The sequence below is a fragment of the Silvimonas iriomotensis genome (assembly GCF_014645535.1).
Lineage (GTDB): Bacteria > Pseudomonadota > Gammaproteobacteria > Burkholderiales > Chitinibacteraceae > Silvimonas > Silvimonas iriomotensis.
In genome coordinates this window covers 836141-856691 of record NZ_BMLX01000002.1, presented here as the reverse complement: position 1 = coordinate 856691, position 20551 = coordinate 836141, and the positions used below count along the sequence as shown (strand labels likewise).

Genomic DNA, 20551 nt, shown 5'->3' with positions numbered 1-20551 from the left:
GTATAGTATGCGAGGAATATATCAAATACATTCGCGTTTATGTCCAGACTGCCCAAAGAGAACGCCGCTGTGCCGCTGGCACAGGCGGTCGCCCCGCAACGTGAACGCGGTCGCTTGCGCGTCGCCGCCATTCTTGAGGCGGCCGCACTCGTGTTTGTAGAAAAAGGTTATGACAAAGCCACCATGACCGAAATTGCCGCCCGCTCCGGTACGGCCATCGGCTCGCTTTACCGGTTTTTCCCGACCAAAGGGGCGCTGGCGGACAACCTGCTGCTGCGCTACGCCCACAGCACGGTGAGCGGCCTGGCAGAACTGGCAGAGCAGGCGGATCGCATGACGCTGGAAGGGCTGGCCGAGGCGCTGGTGGATCTGCGGGAAGATCTGTTAACCCAGCGCGCCGTGGTGCTGGCGCTGGTCGATGCGCGTGAAGGCAGCCAGGACATCCGCCAGCAGTTCCGGGAGCACTCCCGCGCTGGCATGAGCCAGGTGCTGCAAAAGGCGATTCCCGGTTTGCCGGCTACGCGGGCGCATGCCATGGCGGTGCTGATGCTGCATGTACTCAAAGGCGCGGCCACAGCCAGCGCCGAAGACCCGGCCACGCGGCATATGGTGCTGGCCGAAATGCGTGAACTGCTGCGCAGCTGGCTATTTAGCGCACGCCAGGCGGTGGCGGCTACATCTGCTTGAACAGGCCGGTATAGGCGCGGCTGACAGGCAGGGTGTCGGTGCGATTGCGCAGATGGATGCGCAGGCGGCCCAGCAAGTCGCGCTGCACATGATCAATCGCCGCCAGCGACACAATCACCCCGCGGTGCACCTGGACAAAGCGTTCCGGGTCCAGCCGCAAGGCCAGGTCTTTGAGCGGTGTGCGGATCAGGTGGCGTTTGTCGCCCACGACCACCTCGGTGTATTTGTCGGTCGCCTGGAAAAACGCCACTTCATCTACCGCGATGAGGTGCGTGGTATCGCCCAGCCCCACCGTCAACCAGCGGATCGGCCCGGTGTCCTTGCTGGCCGGCGGCAGCGCGACTGGCGCAGGTGCCGGGGCCTCGCGCTGCAGGCGGGCAATGCAACGCAGCAGACGCTCGTCACTCAGGGGCTTGAGCAAGTAATCCACCGCAGATTTGTCAAACGCCTCGACCGCGTATTCGTCATAGGCGGTGACAAAGATCACGCGGGTATCGGTGGCCAGGCTGGCCACTTTCAGGCCGTCCAGACCCGGCATGCGGATATCCAGAAAAGCAAAATCCGGCTGGGTGGCGTTGATCTGCGCCAGCGCTTCAATGCCGTTGCGTGGCATGCCGACAATGGTTAGCTCTGGCCAGAAGCGGGTCAGGCGTTCGGCCAGTTCGGCGGCCAGATTGGGTTCGTCATCAGCGATCAGGGCGGTGGGCATGGGGTGAAGTGCTCAGACTGGAATGATCAAACGGGCGGTGACGCCGCCACCGGCATTGCCTGAAACCGACAGACTGGCCCGCTCGCCATACAAGGTGTGCAGCCGCGTGCGGACATTGGATAAACCCACGCCACCATGCACATGGCTGCTTACGCCAAGGCCAACGCCGGTATCCAGCACGCTCAGCACCAGCTGGCCGGCTTCACGGGTGGCGCTGACGGTGATGCTGCCGCCATCAACCGCCGGCTCAATGCCGTGCAGCAAGGCGTTTTCCACCAGTGGTTGCAGCAACAGGGGCGGCAAGACCAGATCACGCAGGGCATCGGGCACCTCAATGCGATAGTGCAGACGCTGGCCCAGGCGGATGGCGGCAATCGATAACAGCGCGTCAATCAGCGTCAGTTCTTCTTGCAGCAAGGATTGCGGCTTGCGGGTGCGGGAGAGGCTGGCGCGCAGATAGCGGTTCAGGTGGTCCAGCATCTGCGTGGCCCGCTCTGGATCGCGGCTGATCAGGCTTTGTACGTTGGCCAGTGTATTGAACAGAAAATGTGGCTCGATCTGCGCCTGCAGCATGGCCAGGCGCGCGGCAGTCTCGGACTGGCGCAATTCAGCCGCGCGGCGTTTCTCGGTTTCCAGCGCAGTACGCATGCGCATGGACTGGAACAGGATGGTTACCAGTGCACACACCACGCTGGCGGCAACAAACGTCGGCAACAAATGCAGCCAGATTTTGCCGCTGCCCGCCGCAAAGAACGGCGGCAGCGCACCCGTGGTCAGGCCGGTAAAGGCCACGCCGACCACCACACTGACCGGTGCAATGATCAGACTGCGAACCAGCAGCCCCGCCTGGCGGCCACCGCGTGTCAGTAACCGCCCCAAGCCCCAGGCGGCAAACCCGATGCTGTTTGAAATCAGCAGATCAAACCACAACACGTCGCCGCGCCCGCTTGCCCAGAAGCTCACCCCGATCAGGCTGTTGAGCAGCACCAGGGTGAGGGCAAACCAGGCCGAGCCGGTGTCGCTAAGCCGGGCCCAATGCACCGACCAGGTAGCCGGCAAACGCGCAGCGACAGGGCTGTTCATCGCGCCACTCCGGACCATTGGGTCGGGGCAGAGACGGCCTGCTGCCGGCGCACGAGGACATTGATCGCACGGCCCGCCGGCATGCCGGCCAGCAACCCCCACACGGCCAGTGCAGCTGGCGCAAACAGCGAAGAATGAGTCCAGGACAGATGCGCAGCCAGGGCGAAATGCAGCACGAATTCAAATCCGAAAGTGAACAGAATGATGATCAGCAAACCGGGATCACCCGGCAACCGTACCCGGCTGCCCTCTGCGTTGAATGACAAGCGCCAGCCCCGAGCATGATGCCAGCCCGCCGCAAGGCCAATCGCCCCGGCCATGACCGCGCAAGCCCAACTGCTTGCAGCTGCGTCCGGAAACAAGCCCGTCATGCTGTTCAGGCCACCCGCCACAATCAGCAAGGGGAACAGCAGCAGCCGCTCCGGCCGTACTTCACGCGGCAGGCAGCGTTTGACGCCAATGTAAATGAGTACCGCGAGGATGACAAAAACATATCCGGGGATGTGTGACATGACGGGCTCCGTGCCTTGGGGTTGGAAACTGGAACCCAGTGTAGAGACGCCGCCGCACGCGCATTTCAGCTTGCGACAAGCCGTGTCCGGCGCGGATGAGTTGTTCCCGGCGGCGACGAACTGCTTTTGGCGTGGGCTACGTGTGCGTGGTGCCGATATGCCGCCAGGCCAGCGCGACACAAACCAGCTGAACGGTCACACCGGTGGCCATGGCCGCACGCAAGCCGGCGGGGCCGCCGCCCGCCATGGTGTAGATTGCGCCCAGTATGGCCACACCCAGCGTGGCCCCCGCCATGCGCGCCACGTTGATCAGCGATGACGCGGTACCCGCCCGCGCCGCCTGCACAGCGCCCACGGCGGCCCCCATCAGCGGACCCGTGGCCATCCCCATGCCCAGCCCAGTCAACGCCAGGCCGATCTCTGCAATCAGCAACTGGCAGCTGCCGGCGCTCAGGCCAATCAAGGCCAGACCGCCGGCGATGACCAGCACGCCGCCACAAGTCATGCTACGCACACCCCAGTGCCGTGTGCCTGCGCCAGAAAACGGCGAGACCAGTACAAACACCAGTGCCATTGGCATCAGCGCCAGTCCGGCAGCGGTGGTGGAAAGCTGGCCGCTGCCCTGCCAGGTCAGCGGTAGCAAGAACAGCACGGCATACATGCCGAACGTCATGCCGATCGTGCCCGCCGCAGCACCCCTGAACGCCGCAATGCCAAAGAGATCAAGCGGCACCAGCGCCGCTTTGCCCTGATGTTTTTCGATGCGCACAAACAAGGCGGCCGCCAGCGCGCAGACAATCAGCGCTGCCACAGCCCACGGCCAGCGCGCATGGGCTTCGATTGCGGCAAACGCCAGCGTGGCCAGCGCCAGTGCGCCGGTCAGCTGCGCGCCGGGATCAAAATGACGCGCCTGTGGATCGGCAGATTCGGGAACATACAGCGCGGCCAGCACCACCGCCGCGACACTGAACGGCACCACGGCCAGAAAAACACTGCGCCAACCCCAGACATGAATCAGCACGCCACCCAGCGTCGGGCCAATGGCCAGCGCAACCCCGTTGCAGGCCGCCCAGATGCCCAGCACCCGTCCACGCGTGGCTTGATCGGGCCAGACCACGCGGATCAGCGCCAGCGAGGCCGGAATCAGCAAAGCCGCACCCAGCCCGGCCAGCGCGCGCCCGGCAATCAGCGTGGTGACCTCAGGCGCCACGGTGCAGATCACCGAGGCGACCGTGAACAGTGCCGCGCCAATCATGAAAACCAGCCGCCGGCCGCGCAGATCAGCCAGCAGGCCGCCCGTGAGTAACAGGCTGGCGTAGACCAGGTTGTAGCTATCGACCACCCATTGCAGCTGGCTGGTCTCAGCGGCCAGGGCCATGCCGATCGGGCGGGCGGCCAGGTTGATGATGGCGGTGTCGACCTGCGCCACCAGCACCGCCAGGCAGAGCGCCAGCAAGGTCAGGCGCTGCAACGGCGCGCGGGTTTGCTGGCCGGCGTGGGGGAGAGAAAGATCGTTCATGCTGGTTGGTCCGTGCGTGCAACAGGAGTTCAGTCTATTGGCGCAAACGGCGGCATGCTTCGATGTGGAACGAAGTATCTGCGGCGGCCGGGGTGGACCGCTGCAATGCAAAAGACCCGCAAGCGCGGGTCTTTATGGGGAACTGGAAGAGGGCGAATCAGACACCACGCGCCAGCCACGGTGGCGGCAGGCCTGCTTTGGCCCAGTGTGCTTCCAGCCGGTCAAACACTGCGCCGCGTTCTTCGTCGGTCATCATCACCCATTGCGAGACCTCGACAAACGTGCGGCCGCAGCCACGGCAGACGTCGTCACCCATGCCGGTGGAGCACACGGCGATGCATGGGGTAGCGGGGCGGGCGGGTTTGTTCATGGCGGGCAGGTCTGGCGAAAATCCGGGTTCGACTATCGACGTTGCAAGGGGAGTGTGTCAAGCCGCAGCCGCCTGGCGTGATTCACGCAGCCGTCATCAAACCGACGCGCAGTTGTCATTTGATCTATGCAATATGCGTCAAACCAACGGCTGGGACTTCGACATGGCGGATCACGCACTGAAATTCCGCAGTATCTGGATCTCCGACATCCACCTTGGCACCGCAGGCTGCCAGGCCGACTATCTCCTCGATTTTCTCAAGAACACTGAATCAGAATACCTGTACCTCGTCGGTGACATTGTCGATGGCTGGGCAATGAAGCGTTCCTGGTACTGGCAACAAAGCCACAACGATGTGATCCAGAAAGTGCTGCGCAAAGCGCGCAAGGGCACCCATGTGATCTACATTCCGGGCAATCACGATGAAGCGGCGCGCCAGTTCCTTGGGCTGATGTTTGGCGATATCCGCATTGAAGACGAAGTGGTGCATGAAACCGTGGATGGCCGCAAATTGCTGGTCCTGCACGGCGACCGCTTCGATGGCGTGGTGCAGTGTGCCAAATGGCTGGCCATTGTGGGCGATCGCCTTTACGGCATCACCCTGCGCCTGAATTACTGGTTCAACCGCCTGCGCGCCCGCATGGGCCTGGGTTACTGGTCCTTGTCGCAATACCTCAAGCACAAGGTCAAGACGGCGGTGAACTTTGTCAGCAGCTTTGAAAACGCAGTGGCGCAAGAAGCGCGGGAGCGCGGGCTGGATGGCGTGGTCTGCGGCCACATCCACAAAGCCGAAATGCGCGAGATCGATGGCATTTTGTACTGCAACGACGGTGACTGGGTCGAAAGCCTGACCGCCCTTGTGGAATTGCCCACGGGTGAGTTGCGCATCGTGACCTGGCAAAAATACTTCGAAGAACAATCCGCCCAGATTGCCGCGCTGGCCGCACCCGCCTCTGCGCCCAATGCTCTGGGTCTGCAAGGGGCCGCTGCATGAAAATCCTGATCGTGACCGATGCCTGGGAACCCCAGGTCAATGGCGTGGTGCGCACGCTCAAGCAAACCCGTGCCGAACTGATCAAGATGGGTCATGCCGTCGAATTGATCACGCCGCAGCAGTTCCGCACTTTTCCGTGCCCGACTTACCCGGAAATCCGCCTGTCCTGGCGGCCGGGCAAGAAGATCGCCCAGCAGATCGAAACCTTCAAGCCCGATGCGATCCATATCGCCACCGAAGGCCCGCTGGGCATGGCGACCCGTCGTTATTGCATCAATCACAAGCTGCCGTTCACGACAGCGTATCACTCGCGCTTTCCGGAATACGTGCAGTTGCGGTTCGGGATTCCGCTGTCCTGGACCTACGGCTTCCTCGCCCGCTTTCACAATGCGGCCGAAGCCGTCATGGTGCCGACCCGCGTGGTGGTCGATGATCTGCAAGCCCGTGGTTTCAAGAATGTGGTGATGTGGTCGCGCGGCGTGGATCTGGAGATCTTCAAGCCAGGCCAGCGCGAACGCCTGCAAACCCGCCGCCCCATCTTTGTGTATGTCGGGCGCGTGGCGGTAGAAAAGAACGTTGAAGCCTTCCTGCAGCTTGATCTGCCCGGTTCGCGCTGGGTGTGTGGCGATGGCCCGGCGGCATCATCGCTCAAGGCGAAATATGGCGAGGCGCAAGGTGTGCACTGGCTGGGCGTGCTCAACCAGAACGAACTGGCCGAGGTCTACAACGCGGCCGACGCGTTTGTGTTCCCGTCCCGCACTGACACCTTTGGCCTGGTGTTGCTGGAAGCCATGGCTTGCGGTTGCCCGGTGGCGGCGTACCCGGTGACCGGCCCGATCGACGTGATCGGCACCGATGGCCCGGGTGCCTTGCAGGAAGACCTGGGCAAAGCATGTCTGGATGCGCTGCGCATTGATCGTGATGCCGTGCGCAAGCATGCCGAGAAATTCTCCTGGGCCGAGGCCAGCCGCCAGTTCCTGACCCATCTGCACCCGTTTACCACGGAAGCGCAGCGGGAAGTGGCGCTGGTCGTGGAAGGCGCTGCCCAGTAAACGCGTCATCCAGAGGGGGAATTGCGTCACCTTGAAAGTGCGCAATTCCCCCTCACTTCATTCGGGTCACCTTTTACTGGTTGAGCCCGCATGTTCGGATTTTTGCGCCAGCGCCGTCGCGCCAGTTTCCTGGCGGCCAATCCCGTTGACGACGCGTTGTGGCAAACGGCGATCGATCTGCCGCTGTTCATTGGCCTGACCGCGCCAGAACGGCAGCGGCTGCGCGAGCATGCGGCCTGGTTTTTGCACACCAAAACCATCACCCCGCTGCATGGCCTGGAGCTGAACGAACAGGCCCGCGTAATCCTGGCCGCGCAGGCCGTGTTGCCGATCATGAACCTGGATTTCGACGCCTATGACGACTGGTCAGAGGTGGTGGTGTATCCAGGGCAGTTTCTGTCGCGCGACCGCTATACCGATCATATCGGCCTGGTGCACGAGTACGAACAACACCTGGCCGGTCAGGCACGGCCGGAAGGGCCCGTGTTGTTATCCTGGCTGGATGTCTCGCAATCGCCGTGGCTGGATGGCTGGAATGTGGTCATTCACGAGTTCGCGCACAAACTGGATATGCGCAATGGCGACGCCAATGGCCGCCCGCCGCTGCACGCCGGCATGGACGCGTCCGAGTGGAAAACCGCGTTTTCGCAAGCGTATAACCAGCTTGTCCGGTTGGCGGAATACAACATGTACAGCCCCATAGACCTGTATGCTGCCGAGTCCCCCGCAGAGTGCTTTGCCGTGTTCAGTGAATATTTCTTCGAAACGCCCCACGCGCTCGTGACGCATTACCCGCGTATCTACGAGCAACTCAAACTGTTTTACCGCCAGGACCCGGTCAAACGCTTGCCGGCAGTACGGTATCGCCCCGCCTTTGAACCGCTGGATCTGGGCCCGGCCATCCCGACACCCGTGCCCGGAGGCTGGGCATGAGCGTTGGTGTACTGGCGCCGGCCGACAGCGCAGGCGCGCAACTGGCCGCGCAACTGGGTCTGCCCTTGCTGGATGCGGCGCCCGCAACAGGGCATTACCTTGTGTGGGAGCGCGAACGGCTGGCCTTGGCCGAAGTCGGGGAAAAAGCGCGCGTCGAAGTCGATCTGATCGAAGGCGCACAGGCGCACCGGCGCAAATTTGGCGGCGGTCGCGGGCAACCTGTGGCCAAAGCGGTGGGCCTGAAAAGCGGCAACACCCCCACGGTGCTGGATGCAACGGCCGGGCTTGGGCGCGATGCCTTTGTGCTGGCCACGCTGGGTTGTACGGTGCATTTGCTGGAACGCAATGCCGTTGCCTGCGCGCTGCTGGCCGACGGTCTGCGGCGTGGCCTGACCGACCCGGACATCGCGTTGATTGTCAGCCGGATGCGGCTGGAACACCATGACGCTCGCCAGTGGCTGCCGGAACAAGGCCAGCCGGCCAGCTACGATGTTGTCTATCTGGACCCGATGTTTCCGGAGCCGGACAAGCGCGCCCGTGCCAAAAAGGACATGCACGCCTTCCAGTCGCTGATTGGCGGCGATGCCGATGCCGATGTGCTGCTGGCCCCCGCGCGCAAGATCGCGCGCCAGCGCGTGGTGGTCAAACGCCCGCGTACCGCACCCTGGCTGGCCGGTGTCAAACCGGATTTCAGCTTTGACGGTGAAAGCACGCGGTTTGATGCCTACCTGCCGCTGCGCGACGCCTGATCAGACTTCGTTGTTGTCTTCGATCAGCCGCTTGTAGCGGTACAGCGTGGCGATCGAGACATCCATATGCCGCGCGATATCACGCGTATTGAGGCCGGCCCGCAAACGCTCAGCAATCTGGCGCATGGCGTCGGCATCCAGTTTGGGACGGCGACCCCGGCGCTTGCTCAGGTGACGGCTGTTGCCCGGCCGTTCCGAACGCAATTGCCGGATCAACAGATCAAGCAGCAACTGCTGACCTTCAGGCTGGCTGGAGCTCAACATGGGCGAGGCGACTTCCAGCGTCGCGCCACGGCGGTCGATCTGCTCCAGCAAGGACAGAAACTGGAAAGCGCTGAAGCCGGATTGCTTGATCGACTCGATCACCAGTGTGTCATGACTCACCATACTGGTCAGCGCCATCGACAACTGCCGGCGCGTATGCGGCCCAGGATCGACAAACACCGCCTGGCAATTGAGTTTTTGCATCATGTGGCGACGCAACTGGTCAATGTCCGTCCCCCCGTTGTACAGCAGATATCCGATTCTCACGTGGCCGCTCCCCTCAGCGTAAAACGGCGCCGCATCAGAGAGCGCCGTGATCAGGCGCTTAAGTTATCGACCAGGCAAATTACGATCCATGGGATTCATCTTAAATTCGCATAAGCTGTATCCCTGATTATTGCAAAACCAACCATTTTTGACCTTTCAGCGGGCTCCCAAGCGTGTTGCCCTGCAGCGTGACCGGATGGCACTGCGTATAATTGAGCACATGTTTGCGTGCGACGCTTTGCACGCTGGTCTGGGCAAGGGATACGAATGGCGCGTTATGTAATCGGAGACATCCAAGGCTGTTTTGAAGAATTGACCCTGTTGCTGGACAAGCTGGAATTTGACGCCAGCCGTGACCGCCTGTGGCTGGTCGGGGATCTCGTCAACCGCGGTCCGCAGTCGCTGGAGGTGCTGCGCTGGATCATGGGGCAGGGCAGCGCGGTGCAAACGGTGCTGGGCAATCACGATCTGCACCTGCTGGCGGTGGCCGCCGGCATTGCCAAACGCAAGGCGGGCGATACGCTGGATGCCATTCTGGATCATCCGCAATGTGCCGCGTTCTGTGAGTGGCTGCGCTACCAGCCGCTGATGCTGGATCTGGGCGATGCGCTGCTGGTGCATGCCGGCGTCTGGCCAGGCTGGAACAAGGAAAAAGCGCTGGAAGCCGCCGCCGCGGTCGAGGCCACCTTGCGTGGCGAGCAATGGCGCGCGTTTCTGGAAGACATGTACGGCAGCCAGCCCGCGCACTGGAGCGACGCCAAAAACAAGACCGAGCGCTTGCGCTTTACCGTCAACGCCTGCACTCGCATGCGGTTTGTCGACAAAGACCTGAACCTGCAGCTCAAGTACAAGGGTGAGCTGGATCAGGCCCCGGCCGGCTTGCAGCCCTGGTTTGCAGCGCAAGGACGCAAGCGCACGCCGCGTGTGCTGTGCGGTCACTGGTCGGCGCTGGGCTTGCGCATGAATGATGAGGTCTGGGCAACCGACACCGGCTGTATCTGGGGTGGTCAACTGACTGCCGTGAACCTGGATACCGCCGCGGTGATCCAGCAACCGGCACTGCGCAGCTATCAGGAAGTCGCCGCCGAATAAACCACCCGCAGCCCTGCATGCAAAAGGCCGGCCTCCTGATGGAGTACCGGCCTTTTTGATGGATACATACAGCGTGCTGCCGGCGGTTACACCGGGATATGCCGGGCGGCCAGGTTTTCTTCCAGATCAGACGGATTGTCTTGCGAACAGGCTTCAGCCGGCGCGCAATTGGCCGGGCTGACCGGTGCAAACAGCGCGTCGCAATTGCCATCCCCTTCATTCAGGGCACGATGCGCCGCCGAAATACGGGACTCGACAAACTGCGTCAGATGGCGGCGGTCAGCGTGGTCCGCCGGAAACGGCGCCAGGAAGTTGATCTCTGCATGCAAACCGCGCGCGCCCAGAATCTGCCACAGCGAACTGACAATCGACATATCGTCGATATACGCCGGGATCGGATTGTAGTTGCCATCTGCATCGGTGTAGCGCAGATACACCGGCTGGATCGTGGCATGGCTATCGAGTGCGGCCTGCATCAGCGACGAACGGAACGGCAGAATGCGCGAGCCGTCAGACGTGGTGCCTTCCGGGAAGACCGCAACGCAATGCTCGGACTGCAAGGCCTCGATCATGGCGTTGTTGACGCGATGGGCATCGCGTTTTTTCTCGCGCTCAATAAACAGTGTGCCGGTATGGCAGCACAGACGCCCGATCAGCGGCCATTCGCGGATTTCAGACTTGGCAACAAAACGCGACACCGTCACCGCGTTAAGGATGAAGATATCCAGCCAGGAAATGTGGTTGGACAGCAACAGGTGATTGGGCGGGTAACGGCCAGGGGCAATGCCTTGCACGCGCACCGTAATGCCCAGGATCTGCGCCAGCCGCATGGACCACCAGTGGGTGTAGTCGATGCGTTGTTGCTGGCTCAGACGCGGAAAACGCACAGAACCCACGTACAGTGCACGTGTCAGATGCAGGGCAAAACGGGAAAGGCGGCTGATACGCAGCGCAGTACGGGTAAGCGACATGGCATTCGACACAGTGGGGCGTGTTTTCTTGTGTGTCCTCAATATTCTGAGGAAAAAACGCGCCCCGACTGTTTCAATTCTGATAAAAGACAAGTTCAGTGTAGCTGCTTGTGTCTGGTGTCGAAATGGTCATATTACAGACTGTCTCGCACAGACGACGAAACCGTGATCAGCGCATGAAATGGCGTGCGTAGCGGTCGTCAACCTGATGCATGGACAGCAACAGGAACAGGTCAGCCGTGTTGAAATCTGGGTCCCAGGCCGGGGTGCCGCACAGCTGGGCACCCGCACGCAGATAACCCTTGATCAGCGCCGGGATTTCCACATCCAGCTTCTGGTTCAGCGCAGCCAGGGGCAGCGGGCAACGCGGGAACACGCGCCATTCCACCGGGCCCATCGCAGTTTCAGCCAGCTTGTTGTAGATGCTGGCGGCAGTGTGACCACCATCGGCCAGCGAGACGCTGGCGCAACCCACCAGGTAGCGGTAGTTGCGTTCACGCATGTAGGCGGCCAGACCGCTCCACAGCAAGGTGATGGTCGCGCCGGTGCGGTAATCCGGGTGCACGCAGGAACGGCCGATCTCGACGATCTGCGAGCGGATGTGCGACAGACGGGTCAGGTCAAATTCGGTATCGGAGTAATAGCTGCCCAGTTTGCGGGCCTGGTGCGGCGGCAGAATGCGATAGGTGCCGACGACTTCGCCGGTGTCTTCGTTCTGCACCAGCAAATGGTCGCAGTAGGCATCAAACAGGTCTTGATCAAGGCCGGCCTCGCGGGTGTGAATGCGGGCGCCCATTTCGTCGGCAAAGACGCGGTAGCGCAAGGCCTGTGCTGCGCGGACCGCATCTTCATGCTGTGCCAGCGTCACGGTCAGACGACGCTTTTTGGTGGCCGGTGCGGTATTTTGAGTCTGGAGCATCATTTCCCTCCTGTGGGTATGGAGAGAAATTAAGCGGGACGCATGACCATGCAATGACGGTTAATTGAAGAAACCGTGACACCAGGATGGCCGGATTATGACAGGCGTGGCGGAGCGGATTCGTCGAAGGGATCGTCCTCAACCGGGACGCGATAGTTCTCGGCTGCCCAGCTGCCCAGATCAATGAGCCGGCAACGCTCGCAGCAGAACGGACGGAAGGGATTTCCGGCCGAATACTCACTCTGCTTTTTGCACGACGGGCAGGTGACAAGCCGTGGTTTACTTTGTGTCATGGGTGTTTCTATCAGTTCGCAGCAAGGTTGCGCGAATATGCATCTGTTGTTACAGCGTTACAGATTGCAGTAGCTCAGGGCAAATTCAATATCGGCTTCGACCACTTTGGTCCGGTCGCCCGAGGTGGACGGCTGGATAAAGCGCACGTTGATCGCATAACGGTTGGCCGATAATTCCGGCACCACCGGCAGATCAGACGGCAAGGTCACACGCAGCATCTGGATGGTTTTGCCGCCGGACATCTGCTGGAACGAGCCCTGGCGCGCGGTAAAGTGCGACACCTTGGCCGAATCACGCAGTAGCCGCAGCACGATCTGGATCCCGTGGCGAATCGGCATCAGCGGGGCCAGCCAGCGCTCCAGATCGGCCTTGCGGCGTTCCGGGGCCTGCTGACGCCAGTAGTGATAAGAGGGCAGGTCAAACTCGCAAGCGCCACCCGGAATGGCCAGGCGTTGCTTGATGGCCATCAGCCACTCGTTTTCACGCAGGTACTGGCCGACCTTGCCGGTCATCTGCAAGAGCTGGCCGTGGGTGTCTTCTATGTCGGAAAGTACCCGCTCCAGCGCTTCTTCCGAAATATGCGGATTGTGGCGTAAAGCCGACAATGACTGCCGTTGACGCTCCAGTTCCTGCAGCAGATCGGATTTCAGATCGGCCCGGCTGGCCACCTCCATGATTTCGAACAACCCTATCAGCGCCATGTGATGGTCAAGCGGATGCTCCCGTGCAGCCAGCGTGGTTGTCCGGTCGTAGATGTCTTCCAGACGCAGCAGGGTGCGAATCCGCTCGTTAATGGGAAATTCGTAGCTAATCACAGTGTGCCGGGCAGGTAGGGGAGGCAAAGATGATCAATTTTGCAGCAAGCCAGGACGTTTGAAAACCCGTCTGTAAGTTTACCAGTGCCAATTTCACATATGTCGCGCCCGATTGAGCGTTCTTGCTGCTAACCATAGGCGAAAAATAGCAGCCGTGCGCGATTGTATCTGTCAGCCGGCGCTGAATTGAGCGTGCAATTGCCTGACCTGACAGGTCAGGGCTTCAAGGGTGCTGTTGTTGTCGATCACCGCATCGGCACGGGCCAGGCGCGCTTCACGCGACAACTGTGCTGCCAGCAGCCGGTCAATGGCCTGCGGGTCCAGCCCGCGTTCTGCCAGGCGTGCCCGTTGCTGGTCAACCGGGCAATCGACCACCAGCGTGCTGGACACCAGTGGCAAAAAATTTCCGGTTTCAAACAGCAGCGGGACCACCAGCAGCGTGTAGTCATGCCGGTGTTCCAGCGCCCGCAACTGTGACTGTGCCGAATCCAGAATGCGCGGATGAAAAATGGCCTCCAGCCGCGCCCGGGCGGCCGGATCAGCAAAGACCAGTTCGCGCATCCGCGCGCGATCCATGGTGCCGTCGGCCGCGATGAAGTCATCCCCGAAGACCTGACGGACTTCATCGAGTGCGGCTGAAGGTGGGCGCGACAGCGCGTGCGCGATGTCGTCGGTGTCGATCACCCCGGCGCCCAGTTCGGCAAACAGGCGGGCCGCCGTGGATTTGCCACTTCCTGCTCCGCCAGTCAGACCGATCACGCGCATGATGTGCTTTTGCTCAGAAAAGAAGGTTGCCGAACAACAGCGCTTGCAGCTGCGGGCCCCAGATCAGCATGCCCCAGCCTGCCAGTGCCAGATACGGGCCGAACGGCATGGGTTTGCCAAAGCCGCGTTTTGCCGCCATCACCATCGTCATGCCGATCAGCGCGCCGGCAACGGAAGAGAGCAGCACGATCACCGGCAGGCTTTGCCAACCAAACCAGGCGCCCAGCGCCGCCAGCAGTTTGAAATCGCCATAGCCCATGCCTTCTTTGCCGGTCGCCAGCTTGAACAACCAGAAGACGCTCCAGAGCACGAGATAACCCGCCGCCGCACCGATCACGGACGAAGACAGGCTGGTGAAGCCCTGATCACCCAGGTTGAACAGCATGCCGGCCCACATCAAGGGCAGAGTGATGCTGTCAGGCAACAGATAGGTATCGGCATCAATGAAGAACAGCGCAATCAGCGCCCAGGTGATGACGATCGCCGCAATGGCATGCAGGCCAAAGCCCAGATGCATGCCAGTAAACGCCGTCATCAGGCCGGTCAGCAATTCAACCGCAGGGTAACGGATACTGATCGGGGAGCGGCAGCCGCGGCATTTGCCACCCAGGGCCAGCCAGCTGAGCACCGGAATGTTCTCCAGCGCACTGATCTGATGGCCGCAAGTGGGGCAGGCCGAGCGCGGCACGACAAGGTTGTAGCGCGTCTCGGGTTGCGGCAGCGGCTCTTCCGGCGGCAAATCCAGGGCGGCGCATTCCAGACGAAATTGCGCCTCGATCATCCGGGGCAAGCGGTGAATCACCACATTGAGAAAGCTGCCAACCAGCAAACCCAGAAGCAAACAAAACCCGCCGAACAGCAGCGGGTTTTGGGAAAACAGCAAAGCATAATCGTGCATTAGCCGACCGCCTGACCCATTTTGAAGATGGGCAGATACATCGCTACCACGAGGCCGCCAATCAAGGTGCCCAGAACGACCATGATGATTGGCTCCATCAAGCTGGACAGCGCTTCCACCGCGTTATCCACTTCTTCTTCGTAGTAGTCGGCAACCTTGCCCAGCATGGAATCGAGCGAACCGGACTCTTCACCGATGGCCGTCATCTGCAAGACCATATTGGGGAAGACGTTCACGTTCTGCATGGCCGAAGTCAGGCTGGTACCGGTCGCGACTTCTGTCTGGATCTTGCGCGTTGCCTGGCGATAAATGTAGTTACCGGCCGCACCGCCCACGGACTCCAGCGACTCCACCAGCGGCACACCGGCGGCGAACATGGTCGAGAGCGTACGGCTCCAGCGCGCCAGCACCGAATTACGCATGATCTCGCCCAGCACCGGCAGTTTCAGCACCCAGCGGTCAATGGCGATCTGCACCGCTTCCGAACGGGCCCACAGGCGTTTGAAGCCCCAGATGCCGCCAAAGATGACGCCGAAAATCAGCCACCAGTAGTGGACAAAATAATCCGAGATCGCCATCACCAACAGCGTCGGGCCCGGCAAATCGGCGCCGAAACTGGAGAACAGATCCTTGAACGCCGGAATCACGAAAATCATGATCACGGCGGTAATGATGAAGGCCGCCACGATCACCGCCGTCGGGTAGAACATGGCGGATTTGATCTTCTTTTTCACCGACAGCATTTTTTCTTTGTACGTCGCCAGGCGTGCCAGCAACGTATCCAGAATACCGGCCTGTTCACCGGCCTGCAGCAGGTTGCAGTACAAGGCATCAAAGTACTTGGGATGCTTGCGGAAAGCCTGCGTCATGGACGAACCCGCTTCAATCTCGGCCTTGATATCAAGCAAGAGCTTGGTCACTGACGGATTGCTGTGGCCCTTGGCCACGATATCGAACGACAACAGCAGCGGCACGCCCGACTTGAGCATGGTCGACAGCTGGCGGGTGAACATGGTGATATCTTCATCCGTGATCTTCTTGCCGCTGCCAACGCGCTGGCGTTTGACACGGATGACGTTGATGCCCTGACGGCGCAGGTGCGTCTTGATCACAGCCTCGCCGCTGGCACGGCTCTCGCCCTTGATGATCTTGCCGTTGCGATCCTTGCCTTCCCAGCTATAGGTGTATTCCTTGACCTTGAGCTGTTGCTGCCTGGATGACGGTCGGGCAGTACTTGTCGCCATTGATTGGTCCCCTTGCGGCGCGCTGGCGCGCCTTTGTTTTGCCGCGTTTGCGATTATTCGTTGGTGATCGCCATGATTTCTTCAAGCGATGTCACACCCAGCTTCACTTTGATCAGGCCGGATCGACGCAGATCGCGCACGCCTTCACGTTGTGCCTGGTCCGCAATATCGATCGCCGTGCCGTTTTTCATAATGATACGGTTCATTTCGTCCGAGATCGGCATGACCTGATAAATGCCCACGCGGCCCTTATAGCCGGTACCTTTACAGATGTCACAACCCACAGGTTTGTAGGGTGTCCAGCTGCCATCGAGGTCTGCTTCGGTAAAACCGGCGTCCAGCAGTGCCTCGTGCGGAATGTCCGCGGGCTGCTTGCAGCTTGAGCACAAACGACGGCCCAGACGCTGGGCGGTAATCAGGATCACCGACGAAGCGACGTTGAACGGCGCAACGCCCATGTTCAACATCCGCGTCAATGTGGTGGGCGCGTCGTTGGTGTGCAGGGTAGAGAACACCATGTGACCCGTCTGCGCCGCCTTGATCGCGATATCGGCGGTTTCAAGGTCACGGATTTCACCGACCATGATGATGTCCGGATCCTGCCGCAGGAACGCCTTGAGCGCGACCGCAAAGGTCAGACCGGCTTTTTCATTCACGTTGACCTGGTTGACGCCCGCCAGGTTGATTTCAGCAGGGTCTTCCGCCGTCGAAATATTGGTGCCCGGCACATTCAGGATGTTCAGGCAGGTATACAGCGACACCGTTTTGCCCGAGCCGGTCGGGCCGGTGACCAGCACCATGCCATACGGCCGGTTGATGGCATGCAGCAGGGCCTCTTTCTGGTCCGGATCGTAGCCGAGCGCATCAATCCCCAGCGTGGCGGATGACGGGTCAAGAATACGGATACAAATCTTCTCGCCGTGCAGCGTGGGCAGGGTCGATACCCGGAAGTCGATGGCGCGGGTGCGGGACAGTACCAGCTTCATCCGGCCATCTTGCGGGACGCGTTTTTCGGCAATATCGAGTTTGGAGATCACCTTGATCCGGGAAGCGATCTTTTCCTTGATCGCCAGTGGCGGCTGGGCCACTTCACGCAAGATGCCGTCCTGCCGGTAACGGATGCGGTAGAACTTCTCATAGGGCTCGAAGTGAATGTCAGAGGCTTCCGCCTTGATCGCATCAAGCAGGATTTTCTGGATGTATTTGACGACCGGGGCATCATCGACGTCGACTGTGTTGACTTCCTGCTGCTGCTCTTCTTCACCACCTTGCAGGTCAAGGTCGGACTCGTTGACTTGCAGGTCCTTGATGCTGGCGCCCGAGGCTTCAACCAGTTTGGCCTGCAGGGTCAGCAGCTTGCCGTCTTCGACAATGATCGGTTCGATCTGCTGGCCTGTCTGGAAGCGGACTTCTTCCAGCGCCTGCAGATTGGTGATGTCAGAAATACCGATGAACAGCCGGGTTCCACGCTTGTACAGCGGCACAATGCGCTGGGCCGTCATCAACTTGGGATCAAGGACGCCTTGCGGAATGTAGCTGTCGTCAATCTGGTCCAGATCCAGCAGCGGATAGCCGAATGCCTGTGAGGAAAACTCGGCGACTTCCTTGCCGGTCATTTTCCTGCTCTGGATCAATTGCTCGATAAAAGACGATTTGCCGTCGCCAGCGGCGCCGTGAATGGCTTCGATATCGGCTTCAGCCAGTCGCCCGTGCTGAACCAGCAAACGCGCCAGGCCGGAAATGGGGGCAGTAGTGGTAGACATGATCGCCGTATTCAATTCATGCAGGTTTCGACCAACGCCAGAATCAGGGCGCGCTATTGTCGATCCGGTTTAAACAAATCCATTTGTCAGTCTGCAGACAGACAAAAGCATCAGGAATTGCAATTGCGCCAAGGCCGGGTTCTGGCGGCCATTAACCAGTCTAGCAAAGACAATGGCGTATTGTGCGCATTCTGAGCCTTTCGGCAAGCCACCGAAACGCGGCGCTGAACGGTGTCGCGCTTTCGGCACAAATATGCGTGCGGCTGGAGTATTGCCCGGATTGCTGACGCAATCAATGCGTCGTGGCCAGTGGATACAAACGAATTACTTTGATACTTCTATCCTGGGTCTGGACAATTTCCAGTCTTTCTCCGGCAATGGCAAGGCAAGTGCCTGCATCCGGAATATCCTCAAAATATTCCAGCACCAGCCCGTTGAGGGTCTTGGGGCCATCCAGCGGGAAATTGCGTTTGAGCTTGCGGTTGAGTTCACGCAGGCTCATGGAGCCATCCAGCAAATAGCTGCCGTCGGATTGCTTTTCCAGACGTGATCCGGCGGACGGTGCATTGGTGGTGAATTCGCCAATAATCTGCTCAAGAATATCTTCCAGTGTCACCAGCCCACGCAATTCACCATATTCATCGACCACAAGGCCGATCCGGCGGCGGTTTTCCTGGAAATTCTGCAATTGGGTAAAGAGCGGCGTGCCTGACGGAATGAAATAAGGCGGCCGGATCAAGGTGCGCAAGGTATTGCCGGTCAGCTCATCTTCACTGAGCGAGAGCGCTTTGCGGGTATGCAAAATACCGACCATGTTGTCCGGATTGTCTTCAAATACCGGCAAACGGGTGTGGTGACAGGTATATAACTGGCGCGCCAGTTCTTCTTGTTCGGCGGACAGATCCAGTGCCTCGATCTGGTGTCGCGGCGTCATCACGTCATCAACCGTGATATTGGTCAGCTCAAACAGGTTGACCAGAATGGCGTGGTGCTTCTTTTCCATGAAGCGGCCGGATTCAAGCACCAGCATGCGCAATTCTTCCGGTCGCAGGCTGCCGTGATCGTGTTTTTTGCCTTGCAGATGCAATAGCCGCAGCATGCCGTGCACAAACAGATTGATGAACCAGACCGCCGGATAAAAGATGCGCAGCATCACGGTCAGCGGGTAGCTGGCTAGCAATGCAGAGCGGTCAGGGTGTGTTGCGGCAATGACCTTCGGGGTCGCCTCGGAGAACACCAGAATGGCAAAGGCCACCAGCAAGGTGGCTGCACCCAGCGCGAAATGATTGTCGGCAAAGAAGCGCGTGGTGATCAATGTTGCCAGCGTAGCCGTGGCGGTGTTGATCAGCGTGTTACCCAGCAAGATCACGCCGAGCAGCCGATCAGTGTGTTCCAGTAACTTGAGGGTGAGCAGGGCGCCGCGATTGCCCTGTTGGGCCAGCGCCTTCAGGCGAAAACGGTTCACCGCCATCATGGCGGTTTCTGAAGCGGAGAAAAAAGCGGAACTGAACAGGCAGATGATCAGGGCAATGACCAGCTCACCTGAAGGGATGTCGTCCAAAGCGGCATTCCACAATGATAATGGGACGGATTATAGCAGTGCTGGCCGCATCGACGCCGCGTCGGCCAATGACGCCGGCATGGCGGCCCGCGCCGTGTTCCTCAGATCCGGGTCTCAACCAATGCCGGGCTTGTGCAGAATCACATCCAGCACAAAGCGGCTGCCGATATAGCCCAGGATCAACAGGAAGAAGCCGGTTGTTGTCCACAGCGTGGCAACACGGCCGCGCCAGCCGCGCAAACGGCGGCCCAGCAGCAACAGCCCGTATACCGCCCAGGCGGCCACCGACAGCACGATCTTGTGGTTGAACTCCAGCGCCCGGCCAAAGATTTCCTCGCTGAAGGTAATGCCGGTCACCAGTGCAATGGTCAGCAGCAAAAAGCCGACACTGATGCAGGCAAACAACAGGCGTTCCAGCGCCAGCAAGGGCGGCAACTTCTGGACCAGCAGGCTGGCAGAGGCGTGATGCAGGCGGCGGTCAGCCAGGCGCATCAGGATGGCGACACCGGTGGCATTGGTAAAAAGACCATAAGCCAGCATCGCGGCCAGGAAATGCAGGCGCGATACACCATTTTGCGCATAGGTAAGGACATGGCCGGGTGGCAGCAACAGGCTCAGCCCAAGCAACACCACCGTTAATCCCATGACGGGCGGTTGCAGACCTTCCAGCGGAAAGGCTAGATGACCCAGCAGATAGGTAATCAGGGCTAGCCAGGCAATCATCGACAGCGCTTCTGCGGCGCCAAAATGCAACGGCGGGGCAGCCAGTTGCGGCCACAACGCAAGGCCGTGCACGGCCAGCGCCAACAGCAGCAGCGCAGTCTCTGCGCCGGTGTGAATGACCCCGCGTCCAGCCAGGCGGGTACGGCAAAAATGCCAACCCAGGGTCAGATAAATGAACAAGGCGATCAACGCAAGCCAGGACACGGGTATCAAATCAGTTAGAATTAGCGAATTGTTTAGTCTAACAGGGAACCTCTGTACCCGTCTGTCCGGGAATCAGCTGGATCTGATTCAGGACGAAATGTCAGGCGCAAACCCGCGCGTAGCAGGACTACGGCGCCCGTTTGCCCGGTGACAGATCGCCTGA

At 60.3% G+C, this 20551-nt stretch carries 22 protein-coding genes; 6 read left to right on the top strand and 16 right to left on the bottom strand.

Annotated features, from left to right (window positions below; genetic code table 11):
• Positions 1-39: 39 nt before the first annotated feature.
• A complete protein-coding gene (locus IEX57_RS10430) occupies positions 40-687 on the top strand; it encodes a TetR/AcrR family transcriptional regulator (RefSeq protein ID WP_188704263.1) in 648 nt (215 codons plus the stop codon).
• Here the strand turns inward: IEX57_RS10430 and IEX57_RS10425 are convergent.
• From IEX57_RS10425 to IEX57_RS10405, 5 genes are all read right to left on the bottom strand, one after another.
• Positions 674-1396: a LytR/AlgR family response regulator transcription factor gene (locus tag IEX57_RS10425; protein ID WP_188704262.1), complete on the bottom strand. Its 723-nt coding sequence runs from the start codon at positions 1394-1396 to the stop codon at positions 674-676. The two genes, IEX57_RS10430 and IEX57_RS10425, sit on opposite strands and share 14 nt — an antisense overlap.
• Before the next feature lie 12 nt (positions 1397-1408).
• Positions 1409-2479 (bottom strand): sensor histidine kinase, encoded by a 1071-nt coding sequence (locus IEX57_RS10420; RefSeq protein ID WP_188704261.1) that lies wholly within the window; start codon positions 2477-2479, stop codon positions 1409-1411.
• Positions 2476-3171 (bottom strand): DUF6622 family protein, encoded by a 696-nt coding sequence (locus IEX57_RS10415; protein WP_308433865.1) that lies wholly within the window; start codon positions 3169-3171, stop codon positions 2476-2478. The genes IEX57_RS10420 and IEX57_RS10415 overlap by 4 nt, the downstream gene beginning before the upstream one ends.
• Complete coding sequence (locus tag IEX57_RS10410) at positions 3128-4510, bottom strand: MFS transporter (RefSeq protein ID WP_188704259.1); 1383 nt, start codon at positions 4508-4510, stop codon at positions 3128-3130. The genes IEX57_RS10415 and IEX57_RS10410 overlap by 44 nt, the downstream gene beginning before the upstream one ends.
• A 157-nt stretch (positions 4511-4667) precedes the next feature.
• On the bottom strand, positions 4668-4880 hold the full coding sequence (locus tag IEX57_RS10405; RefSeq protein ID WP_188704258.1) for a DUF1289 domain-containing protein: 213 nt from the start codon (positions 4878-4880) through the stop codon (positions 4668-4670).
• 133 nt (positions 4881-5013) lie between these two features.
• Between IEX57_RS10405 and IEX57_RS10400 the strand changes: the two genes are divergently transcribed.
• The 4 genes from IEX57_RS10400 (at position 5014) to IEX57_RS10385 (ending at position 8608) form a co-directional block, all read left to right on the top strand.
• Positions 5014-5874: a UDP-2,3-diacylglucosamine diphosphatase gene (locus tag IEX57_RS10400; RefSeq protein WP_229708955.1), complete on the top strand. Its 861-nt coding sequence runs from the start codon at positions 5014-5016 to the stop codon at positions 5872-5874.
• The gene (locus IEX57_RS10395; protein ID WP_188704257.1) at positions 5871-6926 is read left to right on the top strand and encodes a glycosyltransferase family 4 protein; all 1056 of its coding nucleotides are present in this window, start codon (positions 5871-5873) and stop codon (positions 6924-6926) included. The genes IEX57_RS10400 and IEX57_RS10395 overlap by 4 nt, the downstream gene beginning before the upstream one ends.
• Before the next feature lie 90 nt (positions 6927-7016).
• Positions 7017-7859, top strand: coding sequence for a M90 family metallopeptidase (locus IEX57_RS10390; protein ID WP_188704256.1), 843 nt, complete (start codon positions 7017-7019; stop codon positions 7857-7859).
• A complete protein-coding gene (locus IEX57_RS10385) occupies positions 7856-8608 on the top strand; it encodes a class I SAM-dependent methyltransferase (protein WP_188704255.1) in 753 nt (250 codons plus the stop codon). Before IEX57_RS10390 ends, IEX57_RS10385 begins: the two co-directional genes overlap by 4 nt.
• Here IEX57_RS10385 and IEX57_RS10380 read toward each other — a convergent pair whose 3' ends face one another.
• A complete protein-coding gene (locus IEX57_RS10380) occupies positions 8609-9139 on the bottom strand; it encodes a helix-turn-helix domain-containing protein (protein WP_188704254.1) in 531 nt (176 codons plus the stop codon).
• Positions 9140-9406: 267 nt separating this feature from the next.
• Between IEX57_RS10380 and IEX57_RS10375 the strand changes: the two genes are divergently transcribed.
• The gene (locus IEX57_RS10375; RefSeq protein ID WP_188704253.1) at positions 9407-10231 is read left to right on the top strand and encodes a symmetrical bis(5'-nucleosyl)-tetraphosphatase; all 825 of its coding nucleotides are present in this window, start codon (positions 9407-9409) and stop codon (positions 10229-10231) included.
• Positions 10232-10317: 86 nt separating this feature from the next.
• Here the strand turns inward: IEX57_RS10375 and IEX57_RS10370 are convergent, their stop codons facing one another.
• The 10 genes from IEX57_RS10370 to IEX57_RS10325 all read right to left on the bottom strand — a co-directional run bounded on the left by IEX57_RS10370 (position 10318) and on the right by IEX57_RS10325 (position 20388).
• Positions 10318-11202: a lysophospholipid acyltransferase family protein gene (locus tag IEX57_RS10370; protein WP_188704252.1), complete on the bottom strand. Its 885-nt coding sequence runs from the start codon at positions 11200-11202 to the stop codon at positions 10318-10320.
• A gap of 169 nt (positions 11203-11371) precedes the next feature.
• A complete protein-coding gene (locus IEX57_RS10365; protein ID WP_229708954.1) occupies positions 11372-12121 on the bottom strand; it encodes a GNAT family N-acetyltransferase in 750 nt (249 codons plus the stop codon).
• A 95-nt stretch (positions 12122-12216) separates the two neighbouring features.
• Complete coding sequence (locus IEX57_RS10360) at positions 12217-12414, bottom strand: DNA gyrase inhibitor YacG (protein ID WP_188704250.1); 198 nt, start codon at positions 12412-12414, stop codon at positions 12217-12219.
• 57 nt (positions 12415-12471) lie between these two features.
• Positions 12472-13230 (bottom strand): cell division protein ZapD, encoded by a 759-nt coding sequence (gene zapD / locus IEX57_RS10355; protein ID WP_188704249.1) that lies wholly within the window; start codon positions 13228-13230, stop codon positions 12472-12474.
• Between the two features lie 171 nt (positions 13231-13401).
• Positions 13402-13995, bottom strand: coding sequence for a dephospho-CoA kinase (gene coaE, locus IEX57_RS10350; RefSeq protein ID WP_188704248.1), 594 nt, complete (start codon positions 13993-13995; stop codon positions 13402-13404).
• Between the two features lie 13 nt (positions 13996-14008).
• On the bottom strand, positions 14009-14893 hold the full coding sequence (locus tag IEX57_RS10345) for a prepilin peptidase (RefSeq protein WP_188704247.1): 885 nt from the start codon (positions 14891-14893) through the stop codon (positions 14009-14011).
• A complete protein-coding gene (locus IEX57_RS10340; protein ID WP_188704246.1) occupies positions 14893-16137 on the bottom strand; it encodes a type II secretion system F family protein in 1245 nt (414 codons plus the stop codon). Before IEX57_RS10340 ends, IEX57_RS10345 begins: the two co-directional genes overlap by 1 nt.
• Positions 16138-16190: 53 nt before the next feature.
• Positions 16191-17900: a type IV-A pilus assembly ATPase PilB gene (pilB, locus tag IEX57_RS10335; RefSeq protein ID WP_308433864.1), complete on the bottom strand. Its 1710-nt coding sequence runs from the start codon at positions 17898-17900 to the stop codon at positions 16191-16193.
• 292 nt (positions 17901-18192) lie between these two features.
• Positions 18193-19461: an HlyC/CorC family transporter gene (locus IEX57_RS10330; RefSeq protein ID WP_188704245.1), complete on the bottom strand. Its 1269-nt coding sequence runs from the start codon at positions 19459-19461 to the stop codon at positions 18193-18195.
• Positions 19462-19575: 114 nt separating this feature from the next.
• The gene (locus IEX57_RS10325) at positions 19576-20388 is read right to left on the bottom strand and encodes a cytochrome C assembly family protein (RefSeq protein WP_188704244.1); all 813 of its coding nucleotides are present in this window, start codon (positions 20386-20388) and stop codon (positions 19576-19578) included.
• Positions 20389-20551 lie beyond the last annotated feature (163 nt).

What these genes read in the sequence shown, in the direction of transcription:
- IEX57_RS10430 (WP_188704263.1), top strand. Translation starts at nt 40, where the DNA reads ATGTCCAGACTGCCCAAAGAGAACGCCGCTGTGCCGCTGGCACAGGCG.
- IEX57_RS10425 (WP_188704262.1), bottom strand. Translation starts at nt 1,396, where the DNA reads ATGCCCACCGCCCTGATCGCTGATGACGAACCCAATCTGGCCGCCGAA.
- IEX57_RS10420 (WP_188704261.1), bottom strand. Translation starts at nt 2,479, where the DNA reads ATGAACAGCCCTGTCGCTGCGCGTTTGCCGGCTACCTGGTCGGTGCAT.
- IEX57_RS10410 (WP_188704259.1), bottom strand. Translation starts at nt 4,510, where the DNA reads ATGAACGATCTTTCTCTCCCCCACGCCGGCCAGCAAACCCGCGCGCCG.
- IEX57_RS10405 (WP_188704258.1), bottom strand. Translation starts at nt 4,880, where the DNA reads ATGAACAAACCCGCCCGCCCCGCTACCCCATGCATCGCCGTGTGCTCC.
- IEX57_RS10400 (WP_229708955.1), top strand. Translation starts at nt 5,014, where the DNA reads ATGCGTCAAACCAACGGCTGGGACTTCGACATGGCGGATCACGCACTG.
- IEX57_RS10395 (WP_188704257.1), top strand. Translation starts at nt 5,871, where the DNA reads ATGAAAATCCTGATCGTGACCGATGCCTGGGAACCCCAGGTCAATGGC.
- IEX57_RS10390 (WP_188704256.1), top strand. Translation starts at nt 7,017, where the DNA reads ATGTTCGGATTTTTGCGCCAGCGCCGTCGCGCCAGTTTCCTGGCGGCC.
- IEX57_RS10385 (WP_188704255.1), top strand. Translation starts at nt 7,856, where the DNA reads ATGAGCGTTGGTGTACTGGCGCCGGCCGACAGCGCAGGCGCGCAACTG.
- IEX57_RS10375 (WP_188704253.1), top strand. Translation starts at nt 9,407, where the DNA reads ATGGCGCGTTATGTAATCGGAGACATCCAAGGCTGTTTTGAAGAATTG.
- IEX57_RS10370 (WP_188704252.1), bottom strand. Translation starts at nt 11,202, where the DNA reads ATGTCGCTTACCCGTACTGCGCTGCGTATCAGCCGCCTTTCCCGTTTT.
- IEX57_RS10365 (WP_229708954.1), bottom strand. Translation starts at nt 12,121, where the DNA reads ATGCTCCAGACTCAAAATACCGCACCGGCCACCAAAAAGCGTCGTCTG.
- IEX57_RS10360 (WP_188704250.1), bottom strand. Translation starts at nt 12,414, where the DNA reads ATGACACAAAGTAAACCACGGCTTGTCACCTGCCCGTCGTGCAAAAAG.
- coaE (WP_188704248.1), bottom strand. Translation starts at nt 13,995, where the DNA reads ATGCGCGTGATCGGTCTGACTGGCGGAGCAGGAAGTGGCAAATCCACG.
- IEX57_RS10345 (WP_188704247.1), bottom strand. Translation starts at nt 14,893, where the DNA reads ATGCACGATTATGCTTTGCTGTTTTCCCAAAACCCGCTGCTGTTCGGC.
- IEX57_RS10340 (WP_188704246.1), bottom strand. Translation starts at nt 16,137, where the DNA reads ATGGCGACAAGTACTGCCCGACCGTCATCCAGGCAGCAACAGCTCAAG.
- pilB (WP_308433864.1), bottom strand. Translation starts at nt 17,900, where the DNA reads ATGTCTACCACTACTGCCCCCATTTCCGGCCTGGCGCGTTTGCTGGTT.